General features: G+C 67.1%; 26 protein-coding genes and 1 riboswitch. Of the genes, 7 read left to right on the plus strand and 19 right to left on the minus strand.

Annotation, left to right across the window (positions count from 1 at the left end; translation table 11 throughout):
• Positions 1 to 58 precede the first annotated feature (58 nt).
• A complete protein-coding gene (gene cbpB / locus RPC_RS06365) occupies positions 59 to 1,480 on the minus strand; it encodes a peptide-modifying radical SAM enzyme CbpB (protein WP_011471734.1) in 1,422 nt (473 codons plus the stop codon).
• The gene (gene cbpA / locus RPC_RS25405) at positions 1,477 to 1,626 is read right to left on the minus strand and encodes a modified peptide precursor CbpA (RefSeq protein WP_157043145.1); all 150 of its coding nucleotides are present in this window, start codon (positions 1,624 to 1,626) and stop codon (positions 1,477 to 1,479) included. The genes cbpB and cbpA overlap by 4 nt, the downstream gene beginning before the upstream one ends.
• A gap of 86 nt (positions 1,627 to 1,712) precedes the next feature.
• Positions 1,713 to 1,893, minus strand: a riboswitch (cobalamin riboswitch).
• 211 nt (positions 1,894 to 2,104) lie between these two features.
• Here cbpA and RPC_RS06370 point away from each other — a divergent pair.
• Positions 2,105 to 2,335, plus strand: a complete 231-nt coding sequence (locus tag RPC_RS06370; protein ID WP_011471735.1) for a hypothetical protein — start codon at positions 2,105 to 2,107, stop codon at positions 2,333 to 2,335.
• A gap of 58 nt (positions 2,336 to 2,393) precedes the next feature.
• Here RPC_RS06370 and RPC_RS06375 read toward each other — a convergent pair whose 3' ends face one another.
• The 6 genes from RPC_RS06375 to RPC_RS06400 form a co-directional block, all read right to left on the minus strand.
• Positions 2,394 to 3,221, minus strand: a complete 828-nt coding sequence (locus RPC_RS06375; RefSeq protein ID WP_011471736.1) for a phosphodiesterase — start codon at positions 3,219 to 3,221, stop codon at positions 2,394 to 2,396.
• A 2-nt stretch (positions 3,222 to 3,223) separates the two neighbouring features.
• Positions 3,224 to 4,309, minus strand: coding sequence for an ABC transporter ATP-binding protein (locus RPC_RS06380; RefSeq protein ID WP_011471737.1), 1,086 nt, complete (start codon positions 4,307 to 4,309; stop codon positions 3,224 to 3,226).
• Entirely contained in the window at positions 4,306 to 5,091 is a 786-nt protein-coding gene (locus tag RPC_RS06385) for an ABC transporter permease (RefSeq protein ID WP_011471738.1), read from the minus strand. The genes RPC_RS06380 and RPC_RS06385 overlap by 4 nt, the downstream gene beginning before the upstream one ends.
• 3 nt (positions 5,092 to 5,094) lie before the next feature.
• A complete protein-coding gene (locus RPC_RS06390; RefSeq protein ID WP_011471739.1) occupies positions 5,095 to 5,910 on the minus strand; it encodes an ABC transporter permease in 816 nt (271 codons plus the stop codon).
• Between the two features lie 50 nt (positions 5,911 to 5,960).
• Positions 5,961 to 6,962: an ABC transporter substrate-binding protein gene (locus RPC_RS06395; RefSeq protein WP_011471740.1), complete on the minus strand. Its 1,002-nt coding sequence runs from the start codon at positions 6,960 to 6,962 to the stop codon at positions 5,961 to 5,963.
• A 182-nt stretch (positions 6,963 to 7,144) separates the two neighbouring features.
• Entirely contained in the window at positions 7,145 to 8,350 is a 1,206-nt protein-coding gene (locus RPC_RS06400; RefSeq protein ID WP_011471741.1) for a DUF3419 family protein, read from the minus strand.
• A gap of 148 nt (positions 8,351 to 8,498) precedes the next feature.
• On the opposite strand from RPC_RS06400, the gene RPC_RS06405 reads away from it, so the two are divergent.
• From RPC_RS06405 to RPC_RS06415, 3 genes are all read left to right on the plus strand, one after another.
• Positions 8,499 to 9,203: a class I SAM-dependent methyltransferase gene (locus RPC_RS06405; protein WP_011471742.1), complete on the plus strand. Its 705-nt coding sequence runs from the start codon at positions 8,499 to 8,501 to the stop codon at positions 9,201 to 9,203.
• Positions 9,200 to 9,523 (plus strand): quaternary ammonium compound efflux SMR transporter SugE, encoded by a 324-nt coding sequence (sugE, locus tag RPC_RS06410; protein WP_011471743.1) that lies wholly within the window; start codon positions 9,200 to 9,202, stop codon positions 9,521 to 9,523. Before RPC_RS06405 ends, sugE begins: the two co-directional genes overlap by 4 nt.
• Before the next feature lie 404 nt (positions 9,524 to 9,927).
• Positions 9,928 to 10,152, plus strand: a complete 225-nt coding sequence (locus RPC_RS06415; protein ID WP_011471744.1) for a hypothetical protein — start codon at positions 9,928 to 9,930, stop codon at positions 10,150 to 10,152.
• A 7-nt stretch (positions 10,153 to 10,159) separates the two neighbouring features.
• Here RPC_RS06415 and RPC_RS06420 read toward each other — a convergent pair whose 3' ends face one another.
• The 9 genes from RPC_RS06420 to phnG all read right to left on the minus strand — a co-directional run bounded on the left by RPC_RS06420 (position 10,160) and on the right by phnG (position 17,739).
• Positions 10,160 to 11,203, minus strand: a complete 1,044-nt coding sequence (locus RPC_RS06420) for a transporter (protein WP_011471745.1) — start codon at positions 11,201 to 11,203, stop codon at positions 10,160 to 10,162.
• Between the two features lie 258 nt (positions 11,204 to 11,461).
• Complete coding sequence (gene phnN / locus RPC_RS06425; RefSeq protein WP_011471746.1) at positions 11,462 to 12,040, minus strand: phosphonate metabolism protein/1,5-bisphosphokinase (PRPP-forming) PhnN; 579 nt, start codon at positions 12,038 to 12,040, stop codon at positions 11,462 to 11,464.
• Positions 12,037 to 13,191, minus strand: coding sequence for an alpha-D-ribose 1-methylphosphonate 5-triphosphate diphosphatase (locus tag RPC_RS06430; RefSeq protein WP_011471747.1), 1,155 nt, complete (start codon positions 13,189 to 13,191; stop codon positions 12,037 to 12,039). The genes phnN and RPC_RS06430 overlap by 4 nt, the downstream gene beginning before the upstream one ends.
• A 12-nt stretch (positions 13,192 to 13,203) precedes the next feature.
• A complete protein-coding gene (gene phnL, locus RPC_RS06435; protein WP_011471748.1) occupies positions 13,204 to 13,902 on the minus strand; it encodes a phosphonate C-P lyase system protein PhnL in 699 nt (232 codons plus the stop codon).
• A gap of 7 nt (positions 13,903 to 13,909) precedes the next feature.
• Entirely contained in the window at positions 13,910 to 14,698 is a 789-nt protein-coding gene (gene phnK, locus RPC_RS06440; protein ID WP_011471749.1) for a phosphonate C-P lyase system protein PhnK, read from the minus strand.
• A complete protein-coding gene (locus RPC_RS06445; protein WP_011471750.1) occupies positions 14,691 to 15,572 on the minus strand; it encodes an alpha-D-ribose 1-methylphosphonate 5-phosphate C-P-lyase PhnJ in 882 nt (293 codons plus the stop codon). Before RPC_RS06445 ends, phnK begins: the two co-directional genes overlap by 8 nt.
• Positions 15,569 to 16,672: a carbon-phosphorus lyase complex subunit PhnI gene (locus tag RPC_RS06450; protein WP_011471751.1), complete on the minus strand. Its 1,104-nt coding sequence runs from the start codon at positions 16,670 to 16,672 to the stop codon at positions 15,569 to 15,571. The genes RPC_RS06445 and RPC_RS06450 overlap by 4 nt, the downstream gene beginning before the upstream one ends.
• A gap of 3 nt (positions 16,673 to 16,675) precedes the next feature.
• On the minus strand, positions 16,676 to 17,281 hold the full coding sequence (phnH, locus tag RPC_RS06455; protein ID WP_041802524.1) for a phosphonate C-P lyase system protein PhnH: 606 nt from the start codon (positions 17,279 to 17,281) through the stop codon (positions 16,676 to 16,678).
• Between the two features lie 5 nt (positions 17,282 to 17,286).
• Positions 17,287 to 17,739 (minus strand): phosphonate C-P lyase system protein PhnG, encoded by a 453-nt coding sequence (phnG, locus tag RPC_RS06460; protein WP_041801467.1) that lies wholly within the window; start codon positions 17,737 to 17,739, stop codon positions 17,287 to 17,289.
• A 124-nt stretch (positions 17,740 to 17,863) separates the two neighbouring features.
• Here phnG and phnF point away from each other — a divergent pair, with 124 nt between their 5' ends.
• Positions 17,864 to 18,592: a phosphonate metabolism transcriptional regulator PhnF gene (gene phnF / locus RPC_RS06465; protein ID WP_011471754.1), complete on the plus strand. Its 729-nt coding sequence runs from the start codon at positions 17,864 to 17,866 to the stop codon at positions 18,590 to 18,592.
• Positions 18,593 to 19,257: 665 nt separating this feature from the next.
• Here the strand turns inward: phnF and RPC_RS06470 are convergent.
• Positions 19,258 to 20,217, minus strand: a complete 960-nt coding sequence (locus RPC_RS06470) for a carotenoid 1,2-hydratase (RefSeq protein WP_011471755.1) — start codon at positions 20,215 to 20,217, stop codon at positions 19,258 to 19,260.
• Positions 20,218 to 20,241: 24 nt separating this feature from the next.
• The gene (gene crtD / locus RPC_RS06475; RefSeq protein ID WP_011471756.1) at positions 20,242 to 21,792 is read right to left on the minus strand and encodes a 1-hydroxycarotenoid 3,4-desaturase CrtD; all 1,551 of its coding nucleotides are present in this window, start codon (positions 21,790 to 21,792) and stop codon (positions 20,242 to 20,244) included.
• Between the two features lie 103 nt (positions 21,793 to 21,895).
• Between crtD and RPC_RS06480 the strand changes: the two genes are divergently transcribed.
• Together RPC_RS06480 and RPC_RS06485 are read left to right on the plus strand one after the other, a co-directional pair.
• Positions 21,896 to 22,762: a polyprenyl synthetase family protein gene (locus tag RPC_RS06480; protein ID WP_011471757.1), complete on the plus strand. Its 867-nt coding sequence runs from the start codon at positions 21,896 to 21,898 to the stop codon at positions 22,760 to 22,762.
• Between the two features lie 59 nt (positions 22,763 to 22,821).
• The gene (locus RPC_RS06485) at positions 22,822 to 23,943 is read left to right on the plus strand and encodes a methyltransferase (protein ID WP_041801469.1); all 1,122 of its coding nucleotides are present in this window, start codon (positions 22,822 to 22,824) and stop codon (positions 23,941 to 23,943) included.
• The last annotated feature ends 55 nt before the right edge of the window (positions 23,944 to 23,998 follow it).

Genomic DNA, 23,998 nt, shown 5'->3' on the forward strand with positions numbered 1-23,998 from the left:
TTAACTCTCGCGGAGGCGAGCCTTTGCAGGCCCGGCAGAAGGCCATGGGGCCGATTCCTCAGCACCCCAACTGCGCCGCGTCGAAGCTGGTGGCGGCCCCCTCATCCCAGCCGTCCCACAAAAAATCGCCATGGCGGTCGTCGGCGATCAGCCGGAACGCGTAGCGGGTCTGCTCCTCGTAGAACTCGCAATAGGCGCCGGTCTGCGTCATGCCGCCGTTCATCTCATGCGCCTCGGCCGGGCAGGGCGAGCCGCAGAAGTGCCGGATCGCGCAGTTCTGACACGGCGCGATGTCCTCGACCTTGCGGCCGGTGACCGCGGCAAACGCCGGCGTCTGCAACACGTCCTCGATGTCGTCGCGAAACAGGTTGCCACCGTTGAACGCCGGCAGCCCGATGAACTCGCTGCACGGAAACAGATCGCCGTTCGGCGCCAGCGCAAAGAACGCCCGGCCGCCGCCGCAGGGTGAGATGTCGCACATCAGCCGCCGCGCGGTCGGCGCCAGAATGCCGATCAGGATGTTGGCGAAATTGGCGACCACCAGCTTCCGCCCGGTCTGCCGATACAGCGCGTGGCTGCGCTCCAACGCGCCGATGAACGCTTCGGCGAGCGGCGCGTCGTCGGGCCGCACCGTGCGGGCGCCGGGCAGCGTGCAGCGGATCACGTTGAGCATGCAGGCCGGCACTTCGCGTTGGTGCAGGAATTCCACCATCGGCGTCAGCTGATCGAGATTCTGCGAGCTCATGGTGCAGATCACGTTGAACGCCGGATAGCCCTTCAGCCGTTCGATCGCCTCCACCACCTTGCCGAATACGCCGACGCCGCCCCAATTGGCGCGGGTGCGATCGGCGATCGCCTCGACCGGCGCGTCGAGCGACAGCCCGATGCCGACGCCGCGCGAGGTCAGGAACTCGGCGGCCTTATCGGTCAGCAGCGTGGCGTTGGTCTGCAGCCCGAAGCGGAAGCGGTCCTTGAAGGCGTCGATCGCCGCGAAGATCGCCTCGCGCGCGATCAACGGTTCGGCGCCGTGGAAGATGATCTGCGGCCGGCGGTCGGCCGGCATATGGCGGCTGAAATAGCGGTCGAGCGTGTCCAGCGCCTTCAGCAGCGTCGGGCCGTCCATGTCGATGCCGTCGCGGCGCATATCGGCCGGGATGTAGCAATAGGTGCAGTTCAGATTGCAGCGCTCGGTGGCGTTGACATAGACCGCCGACGGCTTCAGCCCGAACCGCAGCGCCTGCATCTCGCGGGCGAACTCGTCGGCCTTTTCGCGGTAGCCGTCGAGCAGCGGCCCGCCCAACAGCGTTTCGGCGAGCTGATCCTTGCGCACCAGCGACCAGAACGCGGTGTCCGGCGAGATCAGCGCGATGTGGCTATCATGGCCGATGTCGTAGGGCTGGATGGTGGGACCGGCGCCGCTGTTAGTGAAACGGCCCCGCGAGGGGGCCGTTCCGGACGCCAATTGGAATGGCGCGTTCACTTCGCGGCCTCCTTGTCCATCAGCACGAAGTGCGACAGACCGGTGCCTTCGGAATCGCAGGTCTTGCGAATCGCGATGACGTCGGGACGCTGCGCGGCAGGCTGGGTGGAGGGGGTGGTCGAGGTCGAGGTGGCAGTCTTAGTCATCATCAGGCTCCATCGTGATGACCGGGCATACGGCAAGGCGCGCGCGTAAGCACGTTCCTCACCGAAACCCTTTGCCATCGGATTTCGCCCGGTCGGACCGTTTCAGCAGGTCTTCTGGCTCTCGGATCGTCCGCCGTCTGCGCCTTCCCGACAGGACGTCCCCATCAGTGACTGGCTTTCGCCTTGCAGCCGGCGTCCCCGAATACAGCGGCGGGTCCGCCACGGAATTGCACCGTGTTCCTAGATACTGAAACTATCCCTCTCAATTACTGCGCGGCGGCGGACTCGTCAAACTCCGAGGCGAGCGCCGGACGTGCTGGCCTGTGCGGAGGTAACCCTCTATGGTCATTGGCCTGGAGCCGACGCTATTTGCAAGCTGATGGAACCTGGCGCGACTGGTTCCCGTTAGGTGTATGTTTCGAGCGGGCCCGACCGGTCCGGCTAGCTGCTACCAATGCGCAAAGGGCATAATCATACCATGCCGAAAATCTCGCTGCCGAAACTCTCGCCGAAATCCTGGGGCTATCTGGCGCTGGCGGGCGTTGGTGCCCTGATCGTCGCCGCGGCCGTGGAATATATCGCGCGAACCCAGTTCGGGTTCTCGCCGGACGGCATCCGCTATGCCGCATTCAATGTCGCGAGCCTGGTGGTGGCCTATCTGCTGGTCGCCGGTATCGGCCGCGAGCAGAAGGGCAAGGGCAAGAGCTAGCACTCAACCGGTGACGCGGACGGCGTTGTCCGCCACCGGCGCTACGCGTCTCGCGGCGTCACAGCAATTTGCCGTCCGGCCCGAAGAACGGATGCGGCCCGTCGAATTGGCCGATCGGCACGCTATGGGTGACGAGGCGGCCGTCGTCCCCGTTGGCGATCCAGGCGTGCAGATGAAACGCCGGCGGCTCGACCGCAAAGGACGGCGCGTTCAATTCCGCCAAATCAAGCGCCACCGCGTGATTGGGGGCGGGGCAGATCGTCGCCGCGACGCCTGCGAACGTCGTCAGCACCGCGCGATGGACATGCCCGGCGGCCACCAGCCGGACCTGCGGATAGCGGCCGATCACCGCCGCCAGCGCGTCGGCGTTGCGCAGGTTCTGGCGATCCATGTGCCAGATCCCGGCCTTGAACGGCGGGTGATGCAAAAACACCAGCGCCGGGCGCTGCGCTGACGCCGCCAGCGTGGCGTCGAGCCATTGCAGCGTGGCCGCCTCCAACTCGCCCTCCGGCTTGCCGTGCAGGCTGGAATCCAGCGCCACGATCTGCAGTCCCTCAACCTGCAGGGTCTGGTTCAGCGCGCCGTGGTCCGGCAAGCCCGCAAAGGCCGCGCGCATCAGCTCGCGGGAATCGTGATTGCCGGGCACCGCGACGAACGGAATCTGCAGCGGCGCCAACAGCCGCTTCAGGTGATCGTATTCCTCAGGCGTCGGCGTGTCGGCGAGATCGCCGGAGATCACCACCAGGTCGGGCCGCGGCGTGAGCGCGTTCAACGTCGCCACGCAACGCGCCAGTGCGGCGGCGGTGTCGACCCGGCCATAGGCGAGCTGCCCCTCGGCCTTGATATGCAGATCGGAAATCTGAGCGATCAGAACCGGCTTGGCCATTATTATTGTCCGTTGCTGTGGGGGATGGCGGCGTCGTCCGGCAACAGCCGCACCGCGTCGGCGGCGATCGAAAGCCCGACCCGCTCGCCGCACTTCACCTCGATCGTGTTCGGCGCGTCGATCGCCAGCGGCTTGTCGGCCGCGCCGCGCACCACGATGCGCTGTCGATCGCCGACGAAGGCGACGCTGTCGACGATGCCGGTGAGCGCGGCTTGCGCCGGATCGACGATCCGGATGGTCTCCGGGCGGATCATCGCCACCGCGGCGGCGCGCATCCCGGAAGCGGCGACCGCGACCGAGCCGCCCGGTAGCTGCAGCAGCCCGTTATCGACCGCGCCCTCGATGATGTTGGCGGCGCCGACGAATTCGGCGACGAAGCGGCTCTGCGGCGCGAAATAGATCTCGCGCGGCGTGCCGATCTGCGCGATCGCGCCGTGGCGCATCACCACGATGCGGTCGCCGAGCTCCATCGCCTCGGCCTGGTCGTGGGTGACGTAGATCGCGGTGATGCCCAGCGAGCGCAGCAGGCGGTTGAGTTCGCCGCGCAGCCGGTCGCGCAGCGCGGCGTCGAGCGCGGTCAACGGTTCGTCCAGCAACAGGATGCCGGGGCGAATGGCGACCGCGCGGGCCAGCGCGACGCGCTGCCGCTGGCCGCCGGAGAGCTGCTCGATGCGGCGATTTTCCAGCCCGCCGATATTGGTCAGCGCCACCAGTTCGGCGATCCGCGCCGCGCGCTCGGCCTTGCCGACGCCGCGGATCTTCAGGCCGTAGCCGATATTGTCGGCGACGCTCATATTGGGAAACAGCGCGTAGGACTGAAACACCATGCCGACATTGCGCTGCTCGATCGGCACGCGGGTCATGTCGGCGCCGTCGAACAGCACCCGGCCGCCGGCGTCGGGCTGCTCCAGCCCGGCGATGATCCGCAGCATCGTGGTCTTGCCGCAGCCGCTTGGTCCGAGCAGCACCAAGGTTTCGCCGCGGGCGATGTCGAGCGTCGCCGGCAGCAAGGCGCGGGTGCCGTCGGTGAAGGTCTTGCCGCAGGCTTCGACCCGCACCGCCGAACCGTGGCCATCGATCGCGGTCATCTGTCACGTCCCTCGTCGGCAAACATCTGCATCGCCACCAGCAGCGGGACAATCATGATGAAGAAAATCAGCGTGTAGGCGGAGGCGACCTCGAGCCGCATCGACGCGTAGCTGTCGGCGAGACCGACCGGCAGCGTCTTGGTCATCGGCGTGTGCAGCATCCAGGTCAGGTTGAACTCGCCGAGCGACAGCGTCACCACCATCAGCGCGCCGGCGAGAATCCCCGGCCGCGCATTCGGCACGATGATATCGACGAAGCGCCGCCACGGCGCCGCCCCCAGCGACGCCGCGCCCTCATCCAGCGTCTTGATGTCGATGGTGGCGAACACCGCCATCACCGAGCGCACCATGAACGGCATGGTGAACACCACATGGCCGACCAGGATGAACAGCCAGGAGCGCCGGAAGCCGCCGAACCCGCCATAGGCGAGCAGCAGCGCCAGCGCGATGGCGAGGCCGGGAATCGCCAGCGGCAGCGTGATGATCTCCTCGATCAGCCGCGACAGCGTACCGCCGCGCACATGCAGCGCATAGGCGGCAGGCACCCCGACCAGCAGCGTCACCGCCAGCGTCGCGAATGCGATCACGAACGACAGCAGGATCGTGTCCGAATACAGATCGAACACTTGGATCACCCACCGCAGCGTCAGGCCCGAGGAGATGCCGCGGAAGTAGTTCTCCGTGACCCCGGCCGAGATCGACAGCAGCGCCGGTACCACCAGGAAGCCGGCGACCAGCAGGGTGAACAGCAATTGTCCGGTAAAGATCAGGCGGTCGCGCATCGGCTATCCGGTCGCGGCGACAGTGCCGCCGCTGAGTGAGCGCGCCAGCGCCAGCATCGCCCAGGAGATCAGGCCGAGCCCGACCGAGAGTGCCGCGGCGGTGGAGAAATTCGCCGCCAACGTGAACTCGGTGTAGATCAGCATCGGCAGCACGTCGATGTTGGTGGCGAGCGTAAAGGCGGTGCCGAACGCGCCCATCGCGGTGGCAAACGCGATCGCGCCCGAGGCGATGAAGGCCGGCACCAGCGCCGGCAGCACCACGTCGCGCTGCACCGCGAAGGGGCTGGCGCCGAGCGAACGCGCGGCTTCCTCGAGCCGGGTGTCCAGCTTCTGCACCGCCGCCATGATGGTCAGGATCACCCGCGGAATCGAGAAATACAGATAGCCGAGAAACAGCCCCTGGATCGAATAGGCGAACACTAGCTTCTCGCCGATCAATCTGTTCGAGATGTCGCCGATCAGGCCCTGCCGGCCGGCCAGCAGGATGATCAGGAAGCCGATCACCACGCCGGGAAACGCCAGCGGAAAGGTCAGCATCGCGATCAGCACGGCGCGGCCGGGGAAGCGATGGCGTTGCAGGAACATGCCGGCGACGGTTGCGATCGCCAGTGTGGCAAGAGTGGTCGCGGCGGCGAGCGCCACGGTGTTGATCAGCGTGGTGCGGTAGCGCGGTTCGGTGACGATGGCGAAATAGCCTTCAAGGCCGCGCGGCCCCTCGGCGCCGGTCAGCACCAGGTGCGCCATCGGCAGCAGAAAGAACGCCGCGGTCACCACCGCCAGCGGCAACAGGCAAATCCAGACAAACGAACGGTGTGACATCAGAATCCTGGCGCCCCCGCGCTCAACGCCGGGGGCGCAACGTGGAGCAATCAGTGGACGTCGGCGAGATAGCGTTCGACGAAGCCCTTTTGCGCGGTTTCCATCTCGCCCCAATCGACGCTCTTGGCGCGATCGTAATCGCTGTCCGGCAGGAACTTGGCCTTCACCGCTTCCGGCAGAGCGATCTTGCGCGCCGGGCGCAGATAGGCGTTGGTCCAGATCGCCTGGCCCTTGTCGGACAACAGATAGTCCATCACCTTCTTGGCCTTGTCCTTGTCCGGCGCGTTCTTCACCAGACCGACGACATAGGGAAACACCACCGAGCCTTCGCAGGGAATCACGAATTCGAAATGGCCGGCCTCGGAATATTTCGCCCGATAGGCGTTGAAGTCGTAGTCGAACAGGATCGGGATCTCACCCGACACCACGCGGGCGTAGGAGGTTTGCTTCGGCACGATCGGCTGGTTCTTCTGCAGGTCCTTGAAGAAATTGATCGCGGGCGAAAAATCGCTCGCGGAGCCGCCGAGCGCGAGATTGACCGCGACCGAGCCGACATAGCCGACCGCCGCCGAGGACGGATCGAGATAGCCGACCATGCCCTTGTAGTCGGGCTTCAGCAGGTCCTTCCAGCACTTCGGCACCGGCTTGCCGCCGAGCGCATCCTTATTGACGAACAGTCCGAGCGTGCCGGAATGGATCGTGGTCCAATAGCCGTCGGGATCCTTCAGGCCGGCATCGACCTGGTCCCAATGCGCGGGCTTGTAGGGCTCCAGCGCGTCCTGCGTCTTGGCCTTCATGCCGAAGGTGACGCCGAAATAGCCGATGTCGCCGACCGGGTTGGCCTTTTCGGCGAGGATCTGCGCCAGCGCCTGGCCGGAATTCTTGTTGTCGTGCGGGATGTCATAGCCGAGGTCGGTCTTGATCGCCTTCAGCATCGAGGCCCAGTCCGCCCATTCCGGCGGACAATTGTAGCAGATCACATCCGCCGCCTTGGCCGGCTGCAGCAACAGCGGCACGGCAACCAGCGCGAACACCCAGCGAGACAATTTCATCGACGACCTCAAGATACAGACCGGCAGACCGGACAATTCAGGTCGCATCAGTTATCGGTCGCATGTGACTCATTTGCGACAACCGCGTAGTCCGGCGCGGATTGCAGCCGCGAGCATGCCTCGCGCGGACCTTCAACCGCGCGCTTGCCTATCGTAGCGTGCAATCCGGCACCGCGACGCGTTCAGATCCGCTGATAGCAGTGGAAGCCGCCATAGATGCCGGAGCGGTCGTGGGCGAAGCCGATCGCGCTGCGCGCCTCGTCGCGATGCCAGACTTCGCGCAACGACGCCAGCGCCTCGCCCTCCAGCGGCGAGTCGGCGCCGGCGGTGCGGAAGATCACCCGGACCTTGTCGCTGCCGGTGCGATCGATCGCATTCCACAGCGCCCGGATCTCGTCGGGCGCCATCCAGTCCTGCGAATCCAGCAGCACCACGGCGTCGATCTGGTTCGCCGGCAGGCTTTCCAGGAACACCCGCAGATTGGCGTGCACCGGAATGACCAGGCCGGCGCCGCCCCGCATCTGGGCAAACCGGCCGGCTTGCAGATAGGGCGGCAGGCAGGCATCGCCGGGGCCCGGATAACGCCGGCTCAGCGCCTGCCAAGCGAAGTAATTGGTGTCGTTGGGATGCACGTTGATCAGCTTGAGCAAGCGTTCGTGCAGCACCTCGTTGAGCGGCGAATTGCCGCCCAACAGGTCGCGCTGCTGCGGCGGAATGCCGAGGCTGAACAACAGCGCCGGCGTCCTGGTGATGAACCGCGCCAATGCCGAATGGAACAGCCGGTCGAGCCGCGCCAGCGCCTCGACCCGGGCCGGCGCCTCGCGGTCGTCGTCGAGCAGCGCTGCGAGGTCGATCCGCGCCGCCTTCGCCAGCACGTGCGTCATGCCGATGAAGCGGCCGAGCACGCCGTGGCGATAGAAGCCGTCGGTGAAGTAAGCGTGCCGTGGCCGGCCGAGCACGTTGCGCTTGTCCCAGAATTCGCGGGCCTCGGCGTCGAGCTGCGGCCGCAGCTTGGTGCGATACAGTTCGCTATTGGTCTCCGAGGCGCCCTCGCCGAAGAACTGCCAGAAATCGCCGTAGCGCGAGAACGCCCGCAGTCCGGCCAGCTTCAGCTTCAACAGCGACAGATGCGCCTCGTTGAGGTCGACCGCGAACACCTGCGCCGGCCGCGCCGTGAGATACGACAGCGCGTTGCAGCCGCCGGATGAAATCGTGACGATGGTCGACCCCACCGGCAATTGCAGCGCGGCGAGGTCGGCTTCGGGGTCTTCCCAGATTTGAGTGTAAACCAGGCGGCGAAACCAGAACGCGAATAACTTGTCCCAGAGGGTCGACTCATCGCGGCTTCGGCTGTTGCGGACGGCGTCCGCGATCAAGTGCGTATTCATGCGGCCCTCGAATCGGCAATCTGCAGAAAATATCCGCGGTGCAATGCAGTTTTGCGACAACGCGCGACTTTTCCCGCCGCGGTTGTCACACCGCTGTCGCGCAAACATCGCAAGGATTGCGCAACCCCACACATGATGAGGTGCAACGATGTCCGCATTTCAGCCCGAAATTGGCGTCAATGCCGCCTGGCCGGTCGACGCGACGCAGCGCATGAACCGGATGTATCGCTGGCAGCGCCACATCTATGATGCGACCCGGCGTTACTACCTGCTCGGCCGCGACCACATGATCGAACGCCTGAAGCCGGCGCCCCGCGCGCGCGTGCTGGAGATCGGCTGCGGCACCGGCCGCAATCTGGTGGTCGCCTCGCGGCGCTATCCGGAAGCCAAATTCTTCGGCCTCGACGTGTCCACCGAAATGCTGACTTCGGCGATCACGGCGATTGCCCGCGACGGCCGCAGCGACCGGGTTCGGGTGGCGCATGGCGACGCCACCGCGTTCGATCCGCGGCGGATGTTCGGCGTCCGCGCCTTCGATCACGTGATGATTTCCTACTGCCTGTCGATGATCGCCGACTGGCCGCGCGTGGTCGAGGCCGCGGCGCATCATTTGGCGCCCGGCGGCAGCGTCCACATCGTCGATTTCGGCGATCAGCACGGCCTGCCGCGCTGGGCCCGCACCGCGCTGCGGCGCTGGCTGGCGCTGTTCGACGTCACCCCGCGCGACGATCTCGCCCGCACGCTGCAGCGCTTCGCCGACGCCCGCGGCGCCACGTTGCGGTTCGAGCGGCCGTATCGCGGCTACGCGCAATATGCGGTGCTGAGCTTTCCGCCGGGCCCGCGCGCGCCTTGAACGGCTGGCTTGCGCTCTTCGCAGCCGGGCTGTTGGAAATCGCCTGGGCGATGGGGCTGAAATATTCCGACGGGCTGACGCGGTTCTGGCCGACCGCAGCGACCGCGCTGGCGATTCTTGCCAGCTTCGCCTTGATGGCGGTGGCGCTGAAATCGCTGCCGTTCGGCACCGCCTATGCGGTGTGGACCGGGATCGGCGCCGCCGGCACCATCGTGGTCGGCATGGTGATGTTCGGCGAATCCGCCGACCCGGTGCGGCTATTGTGCCTGCTGCTGATCGTCGCCGGCATGATCGGGCTGAAGCTGAATTCCTCGGTGTGAGGCGCGCGCGCTACGCAATCAGCCTCGTGTCCGGGCACAGCGCGAAGCGCTGCTGCACAGATCTCCAAAACAAGCCGTGTCCCGGGCGAGGTGCCGCGCGAAGCGCTGCTCCGCAGACCCGGGACCTTGACGGATCGTGGCATTCGGTCCTGAACGCTGCCTTCCGAACGGTCCCGGATCGCGGGTGCGGCGCTGACGCGCCACACCGCGTCCGGGACACCGGCGTGATCTGGGAGCAGTCCGTCGCGTTGCGCTGCGGGCCGGCAAGCTTCAGGTCAGGTTCCCATGGTGTCGATCACATTGCGCGGCGCGGATTTCAAGGTCCCGCCGCAAAGCGGTCGCACCCTATTCATCTACCACCCGTATCAAGCCCGCAGCACTCCACGCACTGAAGGCGGAACGACATGACCACCGAGATCGGATGCAGCCTCGCCCCGGATCATTGGGAGACGCTGCGCGCATTGCGGCTGCCGGCAGTGCAGCGGCGGCGGGCGATGAACGGCTGGGCGCTGGCCGAGTTGATCGCGCTCGGGCTGGCGGCCGAGGACGACGACGGCGCGCGCATCACGCCGACCGGGCGCAGCGTGCTGCTGCGCGGCTCGCCGTCGCTGTGGGATCTCGCGGCGTAGCGCGTCGCTACCGGATGATGCCGATCCGCCGCAGGATCAGATAAGCGGCGAGCGACGCCATGCAGATCAGCGCCGCCGCCCACCAGAACCCGGCGTCGCTGTCGGCAAACGGCAATCCCCTGCTGTTCATGCCGAAGATCCCGGTGACCAGGGTCGGCGGCATCAACAGCGCGGTCAACACCGACAGCACCCGCAGGCTGTTGTTGCCCTGTTCCTCGATCTTCAGCTGCAGCTCTTCCTGCAACAGCCGGCTGCGGTCGCGCATCTCGATGATGGTGCGGTCGAGGCCGTCGAGCCGCTGCGCCAATTTGCCGGCGGCGATCTGCAGCGCCGGCTTCAGCCCGGAGGTGTCCTTCTCCTCCAGCCGATGGAACAGCTGCTGCAGGCCGGACAATTGCCGATGCAGCCGCACGCAGGTCCGCCGCACCTGGCCGAGGCCTTTGCGCAGATCGGCTTCCTCCTCCGACAGCACCTCTTCCTCGATGTCGTCGAGCGCCTCGGCGAGCCGGTCGATCACCCGCTCCATGGTGGCGGCGACGTTCTCGACGATGGTTTCGAACAGCTCCGCCACGCTGTCGATCCGGCAGCCGTTTTCCAGCGCCCGCCGGGTGGCGTCGGCGGCGCACAGCGCGCGATGCCGGCCGCTGATCAGCAGATGCTCGCTCATCACGAAGCGCAGATAGCCGGTGTCTTCGGTGGCGCCGCCGATCTCGCGCAACAGGTCGGCGATCACCCCATAGGCGCCGTCGTCGCTGGCGTGCAGTTGCTGATAGGTGTCTTTCGACAGCAGCAGCGCCCGGGCCTCCTCGGGCAGCGCCGGCGCCGCGGAGCCGAGCCATTGCAGCGCCCGCGCATCGGTCAGGTTGAAATGCAGCCACAGCAAGCCGTCCTGCGCCGTCTCGATCGGCCGGTCCACCGGCAGCGCTTGCGGGCGGCCGTCGGCGTCGATCCGGAACGCCCACACCAGCCCAGGAATCGGCTGCGGCGGCGCCAGCAGCGGCAGCTCGGGATCGATCGGAAGTCGTTGCGCGTCAGGAACGTCGGACTGCATTGGGACTGCACCATCATAGGAGACGCGAACCGCGCGAACGGCTCAGCCAACGCCGATGCAATGAGATTTGTGTTACGGCCGTATGTCAGCAGCCCAGGATCCGGCCTGGTGTCCCGGACGCGGAGCCGCGCCCTTTGCGCGGCGCCGTGAGCCGGGACCGTTACGGGCCAAATCTCGACCGCTGCAAGCGCCGCGTCCGGGGCACGCTCTCATTTCGGAGCCACAATCGAGATCAGCCGCGCTTGATGACGCCCAAGATCACCCGCGCTTGATCACCTCCAGCAGCTCACGCGCGTGCTGCTCGGGCGGGCCGACATTGACGATGGTCAGATCCGCCGCGACGTCGGCGACGCTCACCGCGCGCTGCAGCCGCTCGGCGAGCGAGCCGTCGCTCGGCCGCTTTCTTGCCGCCAGCCGCGCCGCCAGAACCTCCGGCGGCGCGGTGATCAGCACCACGGTGACGTGCGCGTAAGTCTTGCGGATCGTCGGCAGCACCGCGCGCGACACGTTGATCACCACGCTGCGGCCGGCGCGGATCGCCTCATCGATCGACGCCGGCAGGCCGTAGCGCAGCCCGTGGGCGTCCCAATTGAGCGCGAAGGCGCCGCGCGCCAATGCTCCATCAAACGCCTCTCGCGTCAGCGCGTCGTTGTCCTCATAGGCCGAGGCCGCGCGCGTCACTACGCGGCGCGGGAACAGCACCTCGGGGCTGCACGCCGCACGCGCCAGCGCGATCAGCGTGTCCTTGCCGGCGCCGCTGGGGCCGACCACCGCGATGAAATGGCCGGGGCCGATCGGCGCTGCTGCTTGTTCGGCGCTGGTGAAAAGGTCGCTCACGCCACCCGATGCCCCTCGCGCCAGACGCTGCGCACCGCCGGCACCTCGTGCGCGACGTGGACCCTGATCAGATCGGCGCGCTTGCCGATCGCGATCTCGCCGCGATCGTTGAGCCCGACGGCTTCGGCCGGCGCCTTGGTCACGGTGCGCACCGCGGCGGCAAGATTGATCGCGGCGACGCGCTGCGGCAGTTGCAGCGCCGCCATCAGCAGGCTCGACGGAATGTAGTCCGACGACAGAATGTCCAACAGGCCCTCGCGGGCGAGATCGATCGCGGCGATGTTGCCGGAATGCGAGCCGCCCCGCACCACGTTCGGCGCGCCCATCAAAATGCCGATGCCGGCCTCGTGCAAGCCGCGCGCGGCTTCCAGCGTGGTGGGGAATTCCGCCACCGAAACCCGGTCGCGCAGCGCATCGGCGACGTTCTCCTCGGTGGTGTCGTCGTGGCTGGCCAGCGGAATCTCATGCTGATGCGCCAACGCGACGATCGCGCGCATATTGGCCTCGGCGTAGTTTTCCTTGCAGTAGAGCCGTCGCGCGAACATCACGTCGAGCTCGGCGTCGGTCTTGCCGGCGCCCTTGCCGCGATAGTAATCGCGCAGCTTTCCTTCGTCGCGGAACTGGCGCTGGCCCGGGGTGTGGTCCATCAGCGACATCAGCCGCACGTCGGGGCGGTCGATCAGTTCTTTGGCTTCCTGCACCACGTTCGGCATCGGGATTTCGCAGCGCAGATGCAGATAATGCTCGGCGCGCAACAGATTGGCGTCGCGCGCGGCGGCGATGGCTTCGGCGAGAATGACGGCCTGGCCGTCGACGTCGTCGGCGCCTTCCTCGCGCCACACCCGCAGCGAATCCAGCACCGTGGTGATGCCGCAGGTTGCCAGTTGCCCGTCATACGACACCACCGCTGCCACCGGATCCCACTGCACCTTGGGCCGCGGCAGATAATGCATCTCCAGATGATCGGTATGCAATTCGATCAGGCCGGGCATCAGCAAGTCGCCGCCGCAATCGACGCTGCCGCGCGGGGCGGGGCCTTCGCCGAATTCGGCGATGCGGCCATTATCAATGGCGACCCAGCCGCGGTCGATGACGCGATCGGCCAGCACGATCCTGGCATTGCCGAGAAGTTCAGTCATAGGCGTCGTCATTCGAATGGTCCTTCACGCCGCGGCGGCGAATGTGGTGACGTCGATCAATCGATCGGCGATGCGGGCGCGGATCTCGTCGTCATGGACGATCGCCACCATGGCGACGCCGTCGCGCTTTTTCTGGTCGATCAGCTCGACCACGATCTCGCGGTTGGCGGCGTCGAGCGAGGCGGTCGGCTCATCGAGCAGCAGGATCGGAAACTCCGAGATGAAGCCGCGGGCGATGTTGACGCGCTGCTGTTCGCCGCCGGAGAACGTCGCCGGCGGCAGCGACCACAGCCGCTCCGCAATATTCAGCCGGCCGAGCAGCGCGCCGGCGCGCTCGCGCGCCTCTTGGCGCGGCACGCCGGTGGCGAGCAGCGGCTCGGCGACGACGTCCTGCGCCGACACCCGCGGCACCGCGCGCAAAAACTGGCTGACATAGCCGATCGTGGAGCGGCGGATCTGCAGGATCTGCCGCGGCTCGGCCTTCGCGAGATCGATCCGCGCGCCATCATGCAGGATGTCGATCGAGCCAGAGTCGCAGCGATAATTGCCGAACATCATTTTCAGGATCGAGGATTTGCCGGCGCCGGACGGCCCCGACAGCACCACGCATTCGCCGGCGGCGACGGAGAAGGTGGCGTCGCGCACCACCGGCAGCCGCACCCCGCCCTGCAGATGCATGGTGAAGGTTTTCGCGGCGTTGCAGATTTCGATCATCACGGGCATCGGGACCTCACGCGGGCAGAATCGAAGAGACGAGCAATTGCGTATAGGGCTCGCGCGGATCGTCGAGCACCTGGTCGGTCAAGCCGGTCTCGATCACGCGGCCGTCTTTCATCACCATCACCCGATGCGACAGCAGCCGCGCCACCGCGAGATCATGCGTCACCACCACCGCCGACAGCCCCAATTCGCCGACCAGCCCGCGCATCAGGTCCAAGAGCCGCGCCTGCACCGAGACGTCGAGCCCGCCGGTCGGCTCGTCCATGAACACCAGTCGCGGCGCGGTCACGAGATTTCGCGCGATCTGCAGCCGCTGCCGCATGCCGCCGGAGTAAGTCTTCGGCGCATCGTCGATGCGCTCCAGCGCGATCTCGACGCGCGCGAGCCAGGTGGAGGCGGCGTCGCGGATCTTTCCGTAATTGTTCCAGCCGATCGCCATCAGCCGCTCGCCGACATTGGCGCCGGCCGACACTGCCATCCGCAGTCCCATCGCCGGGTCCTGATGCACATAGCCCCAGTCGGTGCGGAACAGAAACCGCCGTTCGGCTTCGCCGAGCGCGTTGAGGTCGCGCAGCACGCCGTCGCGCATCCGGTACGACACTTTGCCGGCGCTCGGCGCCAACTGCGCCGACAACAGCTGCAACAGCGTCGACTTGCCGGAGCCGCTCTCGCCGACGATCGCCAGCACTTCGCCGGGATAGAGCTTGAACGAGACGTCGCGGCAGGCCTGAAGATGGCCGTAGGATTTCGCCAGCCCCTCGGCCACCAACAGCGGCTGATCGCTATGAGTATCAGTCATGGGCGTGCTCCTTGTTCGGCGCACTTTCGCTGCCGACATGACCGTCGCGCTGCCGGGTCTCGCAATAATCGGTGTCGGAGCAGACGAACATCCGGCTGCCCTGATCGTCGGTGACGATTTCATCGAGATAGGAATCCTCCGCGCCGCACAGCGCGCACGGCGCGTCCTGGCGATAGCGGGTGAACGGGTGATCCTCGAAATCCAGCGACACCACCTGCGTATAAGGCGGAATTGCGTAGATCCGCTTCTCGCGGCCGGCGCCGAACAATTGCAGCGCCTCGCAATCATTCATCTTCGGATTGTCGAATTTCGGCGTCGGCGACGGGTCCATCACGTAGCGCCCCGCCACTTTCACCGGATACGCATAGGCGGTGGCGATGTGGCCGAACTTGGCGATGTCTTCATAGAGCTTCACATGCATCAACCCGTATTCGCCGAGCGCGTGCATCCGCCGCGTCTCGGTCTCGCGCGGCTCGAGGTAGCGCAGCGGCTCCGGGATCGGCACTTGATACACCAGCACTTGCCCGGCATGCAGCGGCGCTTCCGGAATCCGGTGCCGGGTCTGGATCACGCTGGCTTCTTCGGTGCGCGTGGTGGTGGCGACGCCCGCGGTCTTGGCGAAGAACTTGCGGATCGAGATCGCGTTGGTGGTGTCGTCCGAGCCCTGGTCGATCACCTTCAACACATCCTGCGGGCCGAGGATCGCGGCGGTCACCTGCACGCCGCCGGTGCCCCAGCCATAGGGCATCGGCATTTCGCGGCTGGCGAACGGCACCTGATAGCCGGGGATCGCGATCGCCTTCAGGATGGCGCGGCGGATCATCCGCTTGGTGCCTTCGTCGAGATAGGCGAAATTATACGTCGGCGCGTTCATTCCGCGGCCTCCTGCAACGGCGCGTCGGCCGCTCTGTCCTCGAAATCCTGCCGCAGCCGGCGAAGCAGCCCGAGCTCGGACTGGAAGTCGACATAATGCGGCAGCTTGAGATGTTCGACGAAGCCGGTGGCCTGCACATTGTCGGAATGCGACATCACGAATTCCTCGTCCTGCGCCGGCGCCTCGGCTTCTTCGCCCAACTCGCGGGCGCGCAGCGCGCGGTCGACCAGCGCCATCGCCATCGCCTTGCGCTCGCTCTGCCCGAACGCCAGCCCATAGCCGCGGGTGAAGCACGGCGCCTCGGTGGCCGAGCCCTTGAACTGATTGACCATCTGGCATTCGGTCAGCGCGATCGGCCCGAGCGGCACGCTGAAGCCGGCGTCTTCGGCGAAGAACTCCAGTTCGACCTCGCCGAACCGGATCTCGCCGGCGAACGGATGGTTGCGGCCGTAGCCGCGCTGCGACGAGTAGGCCAGCGACAGCAAGAATCCTTCATCGCCGCGCGCCAGATTCTGCAAGCGCAGATCGCGCTCTGCAGGAAAGCTCAACGGTTCGCGGGTGAGGTCGCCGACCGGCGCATCGTCGTCCGCCGCGGGCGACGGCTCGATCAGCCCGTCGCGGCCGAGAATGTCGGTGACCCGCGGCATCGGTTCATTCGCCACCACTCCGGTCGCGGGCGCTTCCGGCTCCGAGCTCTCCGCCAGTTGCGGATCGAGCAGCCGGTGGGTGTAGTCGAAGGTCGGGCCCAAAATCTGGCCGCCGGGAATATCCTTGAAGGTCGAGGAGATCCGCCGCCGCACCGCCATCGCGCCGGTGTCGAGCGGCAAGGTCACACCGAACCGGGGCAGGGTGGCGCGGAATGCGCGCAGCAGGAAGATCGCCTCGATCAGATCGCCTCGCGCCTGTTTGATCGCAAGTGCTGCGAGTTCGCGGTCATACAGCGAGCCCTCGACCATGACGCGGTCGACGCCGAGGCTGAGCTGTTCGGAGATTTGCTCCAGCGAGATTTCCGGCACCGCGCGTTCGCCGCGGCGCTGATGCGCTAGCAGCCGGTGCGCGTTGTCGATGGCGCGTTCGCCGCCTTTGACCGCGACATACATGCTCTAGCCTCCCTTTGCGGTGAGCCGCGTGGTGCGCGGCAGCGCCACCACCTCGCTGCCCGCGACCAGTACGAGATCGACGCCGCGCGGAAACAGCGCGCGGTTGCACGCGAGTTGCGCGACCAGATCCGGCGAGATCGTCGCCGCCAACTCCGCGGTGCCGCGAATGCCGGGACCGCTGAGTTCGAGCGCCGGGCCGTTGGTGAAGCTCTCGACCTGCAGGATCAGCGTGGTGGAGCGGTCGGGATAATCATTCGAACCGAGCGCAAAGCGCTCCAGCGGAAGCATCTGTGCCGAATCGGCGATCAGCGCGAAGCTCGCCACTGAAGCATCCTCGACCACCGGGGCGCTGCAGTGGAATTTCAGCCATTGGCCGACATCGCGATGGCCCGCGATCGCTGCGTCGAGCCAGATCGGGGTGTCGTGATCGAACAGCGTCAGCGCGATCGCCGCCACCGCGGGCATCAGCGGCGAAGGCGCCGTGAGCGCGGCCGCGACCCGGCAGATCCGCCCCGGCCGCGCCATCGCGTCCATCACCGAACGGAAAGTGGATTGCGCCGACGTCACCTTGTCGGCAAAGCCCGCGGGCAGTTCGGCCACCGTAGTCATGTTCATCACTCCCCGCGCACCAGCGTGTAGAAATCCACCTTGGTCGCCGCGGTCTGTTCGGCGCGGCGGGCGTTGTCGGCGGCGATGCCGGCGCGCAGCGGCGCCAGCACCTGGGTTTCGATTTCGTCGGCATGGTCGGTCTGCAGCAGCGCGTCGCACAGCGCGATCAGCCGCGCCTTGTGGCGGTCGCGGCCCAGCGTGTAGCCGTAGCCGACCGCGCCATCGTCCAGCCGCACCGCGGCGCGCGACACCGTGGCCTCGCCGAGATGGAATGCCGCGCCGTCGCCGCCGATCCGGCCGCGCACCATCACCAGGCCGTTCTCCGGCTGCCGCAGATCCTCGCCCTGCGGCAGCGCCAGCGCGCCGACCAGGGCTTCGATCTCGATTGCGGACGCGCGCACCAGCACCGCCATGGCGGCCTGGCGCAGCTGCTGGTGCGGGGCAGGGTGTGATGTCATGTCCGGGGCCGGTTCCAAGTTGTCTGTTACGATAGACAACTTTCTAACTGCGCGCCATGACCTTTTGATGACGATCGCGCGATTTGCCGCTGCGGGCCGCGCCGATTTGTGCTGTGATGCAACGATGACGACGTTAGACCAGGACTCCGGCGTAGCGCTGTGGCGGCGGGTGGCCGATTCGATCGAGCGCGGCATCGCCGATGGCTCCTATCCCAACGGCGAGCGATTGCCGGGCGAGGTGGAGATTGCGGAGGCGCATCGCGTCAACCGCCACACCGTGCGCCGCGCCTTGGCGGCATTGGCCGAGCGCGGGCTGGTGCGCGCCGCGCGCGGCAGCGGCACTTATGTGCAGGCCTCCAAGCTTTCCTATCCGCTGCACGCGCGCACGCGATTCTCCGAGATCGTCGGCGCCGGCGGCCGCGAGCCGCGCGGACAATTGATCGGCTCCAGCGACGACATCGCCTCGCGCGATCTGGCGCGGCAGCTCGGCGTCAAGCTGAATGCGCCCTTGGTGCGGCTGGAGACGTTGCGCTTGGCCGATCGGGTGCCGATCTGCGTCGGCACCACCTGGCTGTCGGCGGCGCGCTTTCCCGACGCCGCCGCGATCTATCAGCGCACCGGCTCGATGACCAAGATGTTGGCGCATTACGGCATCCGCGACTATCGCCGCGGTGTGAGCCGGGTCACCGCCGGCATCGTCGATGCGAGCGACGCGGGCCGGCTCGATCTCGAACTCGGCCGCCCGGTGCTGGTGGTCGACAGCACCGACGTCGCGCCGGACGGCGAACCGCTGCAGACCAAACACTCCCGCTTCGCCGCCGACCGCGTCGAATTCGTCATCGAGAACGAGTAGGCGAGCAGCGTTTAGAAAATAGCCGATCACTCACGTGCCCCGGACGCGGTGCAGCGCGCCGCGCTTGCGGCGTGGTGCGCCGCAGAGCCGGGGCCGTTACGGATGCTGCCTTTGGTACGGTCCCGGGTCGGCGGCGCAGCGCCGATGGCGCTGCGCCTTGCCCGGGACACGGTGTTGTTCTGTCTTCGCTGATCTCTAACAACCGTGCCCCGGACGCAGCGTAGCGCGCCGCGCTTGCGGCGTGGTGCGCCGCAGAGCCGGGGCCGTTACGGATGCTGCCGTTGGTACGGTCTCGGGTCGGCGGCGCAGCGCCGATGGCGCCGCGCCTTGCCCGGGACACGGTGCTGTTCTGTCTTCGCTGATCTCTACCAACCGTGCCCCGGACGCAGCACACCACGCCGCTCTTTGCGGCGAGGTGCGCTGCGAGCCGGGGCCGTTACGGATGCTGCCGTTGGTACGGTCCCGGGTCGGCGGCGCAGCGCCGAGGGCGCCGCGCCTTGCCCGGGACACGGTGCATCGCTTCAGCAATACGGCCGCGCGTGAAAGCACGACCGAAACCTGGCTTGTGTCGAAATTCATCGCAGCGGTGCGGCGACGCCCTCTCGCCCCGCAAGCGAAGAGAGGTTACGGCCTTGCTCGCGGAAGGCCACTAAGTATTAACTCCGCTACCCCCTTCGCGGCATCCGGAACGGCAGCATCGCCTGCACCACCGGCATCTTGAAGCGGTCGAGTGACAGGCTTTCATGCATCAGGGTGGCGTGCTCGCCGAACAGCGTGGTGGCGATCATCGAGCGGGCGTAGAATGGCGAGTCCTCCAGCGTCTTGACGACGCGGGCGCCGGCCTCGCTGCGCGCGCTGCGGTCGACCCGCCACGGCGTGCGTTGCAGTCTTTCCAGCGCCGGCGCCTCGAAATGTTCCATCTCGCCATTGCCGTCGAATTTGATCGCGAGGTCGAACCGGGTGCCGTCGCGCCGCGCGGCCTCGTACAAAATGGCGGTGCCGTCGCGCAGCGCCGCGCGCGACCACTCCCACACCGTGAAGCCTTGTTCCAGCGGCACATCGCCGGCGTTCATGTCGAAATAGCCTTCGCCCTGCCAGGCGAGATCCGGCGCCGCCATCTCGACTTCGACCCGGGCGCTGGGGGCGATCGGCCACCAGCGATGATTGCCCTCGGCATTCAACGTGAACGCCTGCTGGGTCACCGCGCGCGGAATGACCCGGACCCGGCCGCGGATCCGGCCCGGGATCGGCGCCGTCACCTCGTTGATATTGATGGTCAGCGCGTTGCCGTCCCACGAAAGATCACTCGGGCCGATCACCAGCGACGGCGCGCTGCGCGCCACCGTGCGACGGCCGCGCTCGGTCATGGTCCAGCGATTGCCGGTGTTGCGATAGAGTGCCACGTTGAGCGCGCAATGATTGAGCGGATCGGTCGGGCCGCGGCGCCGCGCGAAGCGATAATACGGCGAGAACACCGAGCCTACGAAGGCGATGATGGTGAGGCCCTCTTGGCCGTCGTCGCTGAGCGCGTCGATGTACCACCAGGCGTAGCCGTCGTCCGGCACCGGCAGGTTGAAGCCGGCAGACGTGGTCTCCGCGGTGGGTCGGTCGGGCCAGTGCAGCATTTCTCGGAATCCGTAGGGTTCGAATCAGGGCGTGATCGGGCGTAGCACCGGCTTGGTGCCGGGGGCGCGTTGCAGGTCCGCGAACAGGCTCGCGGCGGCGGAACGCCCGGACAACGCCGCCATCGGCACGCCGGGTCCAGGATGGGTGCTGCCGCCGGCCAGATACAGCCCGTCGATCTTGGTGCGGGCGCCGGGGCGCTGGAACGAGGCGGTCCAGCCGTGCGAGGCGCGGCCATACAGCGCGCCGCCGGTGGCCGGAAACAGCCGGTTGAAATCCGCAGGCGTCGTCACTTGCGTGGCCTCCTCATTGCGCGCGATCCGTAGACCGCAACGCTCAAGCCGGGCGAACGCGCGCTCCGCATAGCGCTCGACCTGCGCCTTGCCGAAGGCGTAGCGGTCGCCGATCGCCGGCGCGTTGATCAGCACCAGCAATTCGTCGGCGCCATCTTCGCGCAGCATCGCCTGGTCGTCGGTGCGGTCCTGCGCGCAGACATAGACCGTGGGTTCGCTCGGCACCGCGCCGCGGCCGAAGATGTCCTCGAACTCGGCCGCGTAGTCGCGGGAAAAGAACACCGAATGCCGGCTCAGCGGAAAGCCCTCGGTCTTCGCCACCAGGCTCCAGGTGATCGCCGACAGCGAGCGTTTGGAGGGCACGATCGGCGCCGCGGCGCGGGCCGCGGCCTTACCGAACAGCCCGCCGCCAAGCGCTGCCACATCGGCGCTGACGATGACGTTGTCGGCTTCGATCTGCTCGCCGTCGGCCAGCGCCACGCCGCAGGCGCGGCCATTCGCGGTCAGGATTTCCCGCACGGTCTGCTCGTAGCGGATCTCGGCGCCGAACTCGGCGGCGCAATCCGCCAGCGCCACCGCCAGCGAATGCATGCCGCCCTCCAGCACCCAGACGCCTTCGCGCTCGACATGGGCGACCAGCATCAGGGTGGCCGGCGCCAGATAGGGCGAGGAGCCGCAATAGGTGGCGTAGCGCCCGAACATCTGGCGCAGCCGGGAGTCGTGGAAATAGTCGCCGAGCGCAGTCCACATCGTGGTGAACGGGCGGATCTTCGGCAGATCGATCAGCCCGCGAAACCCGTCGGCGGCGATCAGCCCGGCGAGGCTGGGCTTTTCGGCGCGCAGGAACGGCTGCTCGAGAATCTTGTAGATCCGCCGGCTGTCGGCGCAGAACGCTTGAAACCGCTTGGCCTCGGCGGCGCCGGCAAAATCCCCGATCGCCTCGGCCGAGCGCGCCTCGTCGGCGAACAGATCGAGATGCGCGTGCTCGTCCCAGGCGTGGCGGGCCAGCACATCCAGCGGCCGCAACCGGACGTGGTCGGAAAAAGTCTTGCCGGCCGCTGCGAACAATTCCTCGAACACCCAGCGCATGGTGAAGACGGTCGGCCCGGAATCGATCCGCGAGCCGCCGATGCCGATCTGCCGCATCTTGCCGCCCGGCGCCGTTCCCTGCTCGAGCACCGTCACCGCGAGGCCGCGGGCGGCCAGCGCGAACGCCGCGGTGAGCCCGGCGATGCCGGCACCGACAATGACCACTTGATCCTTCGCAAGGCGCGGACTGAGCATTTGGTCTTGAGTCTCCCCGATCTCATTGACAAGTGTCTATGAATATTTACACTCGGTCCTGACAAGTCAAATTGACACTTCGCTGCTCACACGGGAGCCTGCCATGGACGTCACCAACCGGATCGAACGGGCGCTGACCGACGCGATCGGTCTGGCTGCGGTGACAGGGTGCCCGCCCCGGCTCGCCGAGGCAATGCGCTATGCCGTGTTCCCGCGCGGCGCCCGGGTTCGGCCACGACTTTGCCACAGCGTCGCAGCGGCCTGCGGCGAGGACAATCCGGCCGCCACCGAGGCCGCCGGCGCGGCGCTTGAATTGATGCATTGCGCTTCGCTGGTGCATGACGATCTGCCCTGCTTCGACGGCGCCGCCACAAGGCGCGGTCGGCCCTCGGTGCACAAGGCGTTCGGCGAACCGCTCGCGGTGTTGACCGGTGACGCGCTGATCGTGCTGGCGTTCCAAACCATCGCCCGCGTCACCTGCGCGCCGGAGCGGCTCGCCGCGTTGACCATGACGATCGGGCAGGCGGTCGGCGTGCCGTTCGGCATCGTCGCCGGCCAGGCCTGGGAATGCGAATCCGAAATCAACCTCGCGCACTATCATCGCTCCAAGACCGGCGCGTTGTTCGTCGCCGCGACCGCCGCCGGTGCGGCGTCGGCCGGTGCCGATCCGGAGCCGTGGCGGCTGGTCGGCGAGAAGATCGGCGAGGCCTATCAGGTCGCCGACGATCTGCGCGACGCCGCCGCCGATGAGGACGAGATCGGCAAGCCGGTCGGCCAGGACGTCGCCAACGGTCGTCCGAGCGCGGTGACCGAGCTCGGCATTGACGGCGCGATCTTCCGGCTGCAGGGTTTGGTGCGGGGCGCGATCGAAGCGATGCCGCCGTGCGAGAACGGCAACGAGCTGCGCTCGCTGATCATGTCGGAAGCCAAGCGTCTGGTCCCGGCCAAGCTCGCGCAGTCCGCGGCCTAACACCAAATCGCCACGGCTGGCTGATCGGCTGGCCGGTGGCGCCTTCCTTCTGGATTCGTATGAGCTTGCGTGACCGGCTGCTGGGATTCCGCGATTCGGTGCTGTCGAATCCGGGGTTTCAACGATTTGCTGCGGTGTTTCCGCTGACCCGTCCGATCGCGCGCAAGCGCGCCGGGGCGCTGTTCGATCTGTGCGCCGGCTTCGTCTATTCGCAGATCCTGTTGGCCTGCGTGCGGCTGCGGCTGCTCGATCAGCTCGCCGCCGGTCCGATCGGCGCCGCCGAATTGGCGTCGCGACTGGCGCTGCCGCTCGCCTCGATGCAGCTATTGCTCGACGCCGCGATCGCGCTTGGCCTGGTGCAGCGCCGCAGCCAGGATCGCTACGGCCTCGGCAAGCTCGGCGCCGAGCTCTACGGCAATCCCAGCGTCAGCGCGATGATCGAGCATCACGCCATGCTGTATGGCGACCTGCAGGATCCGGTGGCGCTGCTGCGCGGCCAGAGCGGCGCCGGCCAACTCGCCGGCTATTGGCCCTACGCCAAAGGCGGCGCGACCGCGGAATTATCCAGCGATGCGGTGGCGCCTTACACCGCGCTGATGGCGGCGTCGCAGCCGATGATCACCCAGCAGGTGCTGCACAACTATTCCTTCCGCACCCATCGCTGCTTGCTCGACGTCGGCGGTGGCGATGGCGCCTTCATCGCCGCGGTCGCCGCCCAGGCGCCGCAGCTGCACTGCCTGCTGTTCGATCTGCCCGCGGTCGCCGCCAAGGCCACCGCGCGGTTCAGCGCCTCCGGGCTGTCGCGCGCCACCGCGATCGGCGGCAGCTTCTTGACCGACCCATTGCCGCAAGGCGCCGACGTGATCTCGCTGGTCCGGGTGATCCACGATCACGACGACGACGCGGCGATGACGTTGTTGCGGGCGGCCCGCGCCGCGCTTCCGGACGACGGTACGCTGGTGGTGGCGGAACCGATTACCGGTGTGCGCGGCACCGAAGCGATCGGCGACGCCTATTTCGCGTTCTATTTGCTCGCCATGGGCAGCGGAAAACCTCGCACATTTGTGCAATTCCACCAGATGCTTAGTGCCGCCGGCTTCGAGGGTATCAAGTTACTGCCGGGGGCTATGCCGCTGGTCACAAGCGTCATTACGGGCCGCTGTACTCCGAAAATGTGTTAATCTGACTTGACACTATCTCCCGTCACGTTAGCATGACAGTTCAGGGTAGGGGGCA

It is taken from the genome of Rhodopseudomonas palustris BisB18, from assembly GCF_000013745.1.
Classification (GTDB): Bacteria; Pseudomonadota; Alphaproteobacteria; order Rhizobiales; family Xanthobacteraceae; genus Rhodopseudomonas_A; species Rhodopseudomonas_A palustris_F.